Source organism: Anaerofustis sp. (assembly GCF_019420015.1).
Classification (GTDB): domain Bacteria; phylum Bacillota; class Clostridia; order Eubacteriales; family Anaerofustaceae; genus Anaerofustis.
Window position 1 is genome coordinate 1 of record NZ_JAHZIA010000023.1, and the last position, 2808, is coordinate 2808.

The 2808-nt window shown below is 35.3% G+C and carries 3 protein-coding genes and 1 tRNA gene; 1 reads left to right on the plus strand and 3 read right to left on the minus strand.

The features are described from left to right. The 3 genes from QZ357_RS04600 to QZ357_RS04610 form a co-directional block, all read right to left on the minus strand. Positions 1–1072: helix-turn-helix transcriptional regulator (locus QZ357_RS04600; RefSeq protein ID WP_290772410.1), on the minus strand; the 1072-nt coding region annotated here is incomplete at its 3' end. A gap of 118 nt (positions 1073–1190) precedes the next feature. Continuing rightward, positions 1191–1877 (minus strand): stalk domain-containing protein, encoded by a 687-nt coding sequence (locus QZ357_RS04605; protein WP_290772412.1) that lies wholly within the window; start codon positions 1875–1877, stop codon positions 1191–1193. Between the two features lie 347 nt (positions 1878–2224). Further along, positions 2225–2422: an alpha/beta-type small acid-soluble spore protein gene (locus tag QZ357_RS04610; protein WP_290772414.1), complete on the minus strand. Its 198-nt coding sequence runs from the start codon at positions 2420–2422 to the stop codon at positions 2225–2227. Between the two features lie 184 nt (positions 2423–2606). On the opposite strand from QZ357_RS04610, the gene QZ357_RS04615 reads away from it, so the two are divergent. After that, a tRNA-Glu gene (locus tag QZ357_RS04615) sits at positions 2607–2681 on the plus strand. Positions 2682–2808: the final 127 nt, after the last annotated feature.

Genomic DNA, 2808 nt, shown 5'->3' on the forward strand with positions numbered 1-2808 from the left:
TGAAAAAGCTCTTTAGCCCGTCAAGTGTGAAAATCATTTTTCTTTCAATCGTAGTATTTTTTATAAACTCTGCTCGTGACTTGATCAGATTGTAAATGGGCTGTATAAACGGGTGATCTTTTCCAAAACCGATATAATTACAATCCTCAAACAATCTTATTTGAATGTCGAAAGGTATGAACATATAGGGAGGAGTAGAGTTTATCTGCAATGCCGGCATCGCATCATAGGATTCCATAACTTTCAGGGTTTCAAAAAACTGTTCCTGCTTCATGGGTTTGCTTCTCAAAGATAGCGAATGTTTCTTTAAAAGATTTTGCCTATAGCACAAATGCTTATAAAAAATCTCCGTTATCTCGGTATCGCTGCAAAAGAACCTATTCGCACCGGCAAATTCAATCAGACGCATATGAATTGTATTTTCATAAAAAGTTAAAATTATGATCTTCTTTTCCATTGCAAATCTGTGCTTAACCTCATATGCATTATACGACAGATATGTCGAAAGTTTCATCACAGATAAAAGCTGTTTTCCCTTTGCTTCAATACCATCATCAAATTTAAAAAACTGATTTATTACGGGTGAAAATTTTCGCATTGCAGTTTCATGAATTATATTATCCAAAGCAAAAATAAGTTCTTCACTTACTACGTCCTCAATTATGATAAGACTTTCACGTTCAAGACAAATATTAAATAAATCGTTAAGCGACATCTTTTTGTCTGTCGGCTTGCTGTTATACGCCATGCATATATTTTCGGTATACTTTCTTTTTCCGCCGTTTGTTTTGAAGAGATTCAGCAAATTATCCATTGCCGTCTTTCGAGCAGGAGACGCAGTGTTTTCCGAAATGATATGATTCATACATTCTTTTTCATCTTCGCTTAAGTCTATAACCTCTGCCAGAGTCTCAGCAAATTTCAGAATGGTTTTCGGGCTGCTTTTGTCATTCAAAAGACGGACAACAGAGGTTTTGCTTTTATTTCCCGTAAGCTCTGCTATCTTTGCCGCACTTAAATTTCTTTTTTCAATTACCCTTCTTAAAAATTGTCCGAATGTGTTTGATTCCATAATGCTCATTCCTTATAGTTTTTTAGATAGTTTTTGTTTCAGGTTCAAAAAAGGAACTTCCGACAGCCCTGTCCAAAGTTCCTCTATAACCTTTTTTTGCTCCCCAATATGAACAACCCTACTCAATTGTTATATTTCCGAAGCCGGTATATGAATTACTTCCTTTTTCTCTTGTGATCTTTAACTGTAATCCCCCTCTTAAAGGAATTGTATATTTCTTTGCTATTCCTTTTCCTTCAACTACTACATCGGTAACCAATTCATCATCTATATAAAAATTAACTGTTGTATCTCCATCATATGAACCGTCTACATGCCCCAGTGTAAGAGTCATTGAAGAATAATTGCCGTTTAAATTTACTAAAGCATATCCGCTGCTATAATCCAAAACAAATCCATTAGTATACTTTGTACCTGACATCGTAAAGCTTTTTCCGTTTTTTGTTGTATATTCTTCATACTCCTTTTTCTGATATGGCGGGCAAACGTCCATAAGATACTGTTTTTCTCCCGGTTTTTCACCGATATAAACGCTGTTTGTTGTACCGTCCCAGCTAACCTGTTTATTGAGAGCCTCACCTACAGCACGCACCGGCAGATATGTAGTACCGTTAGCAATAAACGGCTCAACAATATTTCCGTTTGCGTCTTTCGGATCAATCAAAACACCTTCAACATAGATTTTGATGTTCTTGTAAAAAGCTTCAATTGTTTCGCTCCCCGTTTTTGCAAATGCGATACCTCCGGTTACTGTCGAACCGATAAGAAGTCCCGCAATTGTCCCCTTAATTTTGTCATTTAACATTTCAATACCTCCTAAAATCAGCAAAAAACTTTCCTAAAATGGATAATAACACGCAAAAAGCAATTTGTCAATAATTTTCGGATATTCTGCACTGATGTTTGGATAATTAACCATAGGATTGCAAAAAAACTTACATTTTCTTAAAAGCTCCAATAGCTTATCCGCATTAAAATATATGGAAAACACCTCACGACAGTTCATAAAAGTCGTGAAGTGTTTTCCCTTTTCGTTATTTGTTTTTCTGCATTTTCAGAATCAAAAGTTTTTTAGGTTAACACCAATACGGTTTATTCTTAAAATGCAGAAAATGCTTGTCTTAAAGGTTAAATTAAATCGTTAAAATCAAGTTAGTTTTGTTTGATTTTGTTTTCGTAATCTTCGATCATCTTTTTAACCATCTGACCGCCTACAGAGCCTGCCTGTCTTGAAGTCAAATCACCGTTATATCCTTGCTTTAAGTTAACGCCTACTTCATTTGCAGCTTCCATCTTGAAATTTTCCATAGCTTTCTTTGCCTCAGGAACAACAATCTTATTCTTTGCCATTTTCTTTTCCTCCATCTTTTTGGATATCTGGTGTATCCGTTTTTTTATTTTTTATAGCCGTCTTGCGGCTACATTCATATTTTGCTCACAAATGCTTTTTATATTCTAAAAAAAATTTACCAAAAAAATTTATATTTTCCTATTGACAAATCGATTTAATTGTGTTAAAATTATTAAGTGATTTGGCCCGTTGGTCAAGCGGTTAAGACTCCGCCCTCTCACGGCGGCGACAAGGGTTCGATTCCCTTACGGGTCACCAAATCAACGTACCGCATAAATGCTTTAAGTAAAAGTGTTTATGCGGTTTTTCTTTACTTTTCAGAAGCTACGAGAAGACACGAAAAACCATAAGAAATCACGCAAACTGTTGTCAAACTGTTGTCAAA